Here is a 2528-nt window from a genome sequence, read left to right as displayed (position 1 = left end):
ATGCAATACGCCGCCTATGTCTTCGACGCCTATGGCACGCTGTTCGACGTGCATGCCGCCGTGCGCCGTCATGCCGACCGGATCGGGCCGGACGGCCAATTGTTGTCCGAGATCTGGCGCGCCAAACAGCTCGAATATTCCTGGGTGCGCACGCTGATGGGCGCCTATGCCGATTTCTGGCAACTGACCGAACAGGCGCTCGATTTCGCCTTGCGCAAGGTTCCCTCGGCCGACCCCGGTCTCAAGGCGATATTGCTGGATGCCTATTGGCGGCTCGATTGCTATCCGGAAGTGCCGGCCGTGCTCAAGGCGCTCAAGGCTTCGGGAGCGAGGCTGGCGATCCTGTCCAACGGCTCGCCCGAAATGCTGCAGGCGGCGGTCAAATCCGCCGCGCTCGACCAGGTTCTGGACGATATCTATTCCGTCGATACGGTGCGGCGCTTCAAGACCGATCCGGCGGTCTACGACATGGTCGCCACCGGCTGGCGCCTCTACCCCGGCGCGGTTTCCTTCCAGTCGTCCAATCGCTGGGACATTGCAGGCGCCACCAAATTCGGCTTTCGCACGGTGTGGATCAACCGCTCCAACCAGCCCGAAGAATACCGGGACTTCCCACCGGCCCTGATCCTGCCGTCGCTCGAAGCCCTTGTGCCCGGCAGCTAAGAGACCTGTGTCTCTGGCGCCACAGTAGCAGCCTGGTCACAGCTTCGCCTTTCTTTGCCCACGTTCGGGCCAGAATCGGAACCGCCTATCGCCCCAGGTGTTGTCAGGCACCCGCGTAACTGTCGGCGAATTCACGCTTTGTTGCGATTTGAGACTTAAAGAAGGCAACCATGTCCATAACCGAAATCGAATCTTTTCGCCTGAGCCGTCGCGGCTTTCTCAATGCCGCAGCCCTGGGCGCCGCTTCGATCGCGGTTTCCGCATGCGCCACCACCGGGCCGGGTCCGGTCGAGCCGCCGCCACCAACCTATGTCGAGCCGCCTCTGGCCGATTATGTGACGATGTATGCAGCAGTCAGCGACGGCGGCTTCGATTTGCCGGCCATCCCAGTCGACAAGATCGATCCGCAATTCCTGCGTCAGATCGTTCCCGACCCGACGGGACAGAAGCCGGGAACCATAGTCGTCGATACGACCGGCCACTTCCTTTATCTGGTTCGTCCAGGCGGTCAGGCGATACGCTACGGTGTCGGCCTTGGCCGCGCCGGCTTCGAATGGTCCGGCGACGCCGTCGTTCAGTGGAAGCAGAAATGGCCAAAATGGACGCCGCCGGACGAAATGATAGCCCGCCAGCCGGAACTGAAACCCTACAGCGCCGACAATGGCGGCATGCCCGGCGGCCTGAAGAACCCGCTCGGTGCACGCGCGCTCTATCTGTTCCAGGGCAATGTCGACACGCTCTACCGTCTGCACGGCTCGCCGGAGTGGCGCTCGATCGGCAAGTCGGTGTCGTCAGGCTGCGTGCGTCTGATGAACCAGGACATTATCGACCTCTATGATCGCGTGCCCTCGAAGACGCCGGTCATCGTGACCAGCGACGCCAGCCAACCCATGGTGGCGACGGCCAACCGACAGGCGATCCCGATCGATGCCGGCGTGCCGGACGGTTCGGTGCTGCTTGGACCGGTCAAGGCGATCACGAATTCGATTTTCTGAGCTGACTAGGCAGCGGCGCCCGCTGCCTCCAGTCACCGTCCGCGCGACAAGCTCCCCAGAATGCCGCGCACGATTGCCCGACCGACCGAGGAGCCGACCGAGCGCACCACCGACTTGATCGCCGCCTCTGCGACCGTCTGGCGGTTGGACGGGCGCGGTGCAGATGTGCGCCTGCCACCGGATTGCGGCGCGGGATCGTCATTGCCGAAGCCCGGAATGGTCCAGCGCGAGCCGCCGCTGCCGGCCTGCTGGGCCTGCTCTTCGGCATCCTGCGCGTCCTTGGCCTTTTTCTGCAGCATTTCGAAAGCCGATTCGCGATCGACGGCCTGATCGTACTGGCCGGCGACCGGGCTTTCTTGGATCAGCTTTTGCCGCTCAGCGGCCGTTATGGGCCCAAGCCGCGAGGATGGCGGGCGGATCAGTGTCCGCTGCACCATGGACGGAACACCCTTGGCTTCCAACGTCGAGACCAGCGCCTCGCCAGTGGCAAGCTGTGTAATGGCGGTCATGCAGTCGAAATCGGGATTTGGCCGGAACGTTTCGGCCGCCGTCCGGACTGCCTGCTGCTCGCGCGGTGTATAGGCGCGCAGCGCGTGCTGGACGCGATTGCCGAGCTGGGCCAGGACTTTTTCAGGGATATCCAAAGGGTTCTGGGTGACGAAATAGACGCCGACGCCTTTCGAGCGGATCAGTCGGACGACCTGTTCGACGCGATCGATGAGCACCTTGGGTGCTTCGTCGAACAGAAGATGGGCCTCGTCGAAGAAGAACACCAGCTTCGGCTTGTCGGGGTCGCCGACTTCCGGCAGCACCTCGAACAGCTCCGACATCAGCCATAGCAGGAAGGTCGCGTAGAGCCGCGGATTCATC

3 protein-coding genes are annotated in these 2528 nt (G+C 63.1%); 2 read left to right on the top strand and 1 reads right to left on the bottom strand.

The window, feature by feature from the left end; genetic code table 11:
• Both EN914_RS31855 and EN914_RS31850 read left to right on the top strand, forming a co-directional pair.
• A partial coding sequence (locus EN914_RS31855) for a haloacid dehalogenase type II (RefSeq protein ID WP_024505547.1) occupies positions 1 to 663 on the top strand: 663 nt, incomplete at its 5' end.
• Positions 664 to 833: 170 nt separating this feature from the next.
• Positions 834 to 1658 carry a L,D-transpeptidase gene (locus tag EN914_RS31850; RefSeq protein WP_013532670.1) on the top strand — a complete coding sequence of 275 codons (825 nt, stop codon included), beginning with the start codon at positions 834 to 836 and terminating at the stop codon, positions 1656 to 1658.
• Between the two features lie 32 nt (positions 1659 to 1690).
• Here EN914_RS31850 and EN914_RS31845 read toward each other — a convergent pair.
• A partial coding sequence (locus tag EN914_RS31845; protein WP_127389520.1) for a helicase HerA-like domain-containing protein occupies positions 1691 to 2528 on the bottom strand: 838 nt, incomplete at its 5' end.

It is taken from the genome of Mesorhizobium sp. M7A.F.Ca.CA.001.08.2.1 (assembly GCF_003998455.1).
Classification (GTDB): Bacteria; Pseudomonadota; Alphaproteobacteria; order Rhizobiales; family Rhizobiaceae; genus Mesorhizobium; species Mesorhizobium ciceri.
The sequence above is the reverse complement of the archived record's forward strand: the minus strand, read 5'-3'. Positions and strand labels throughout refer to the sequence as shown.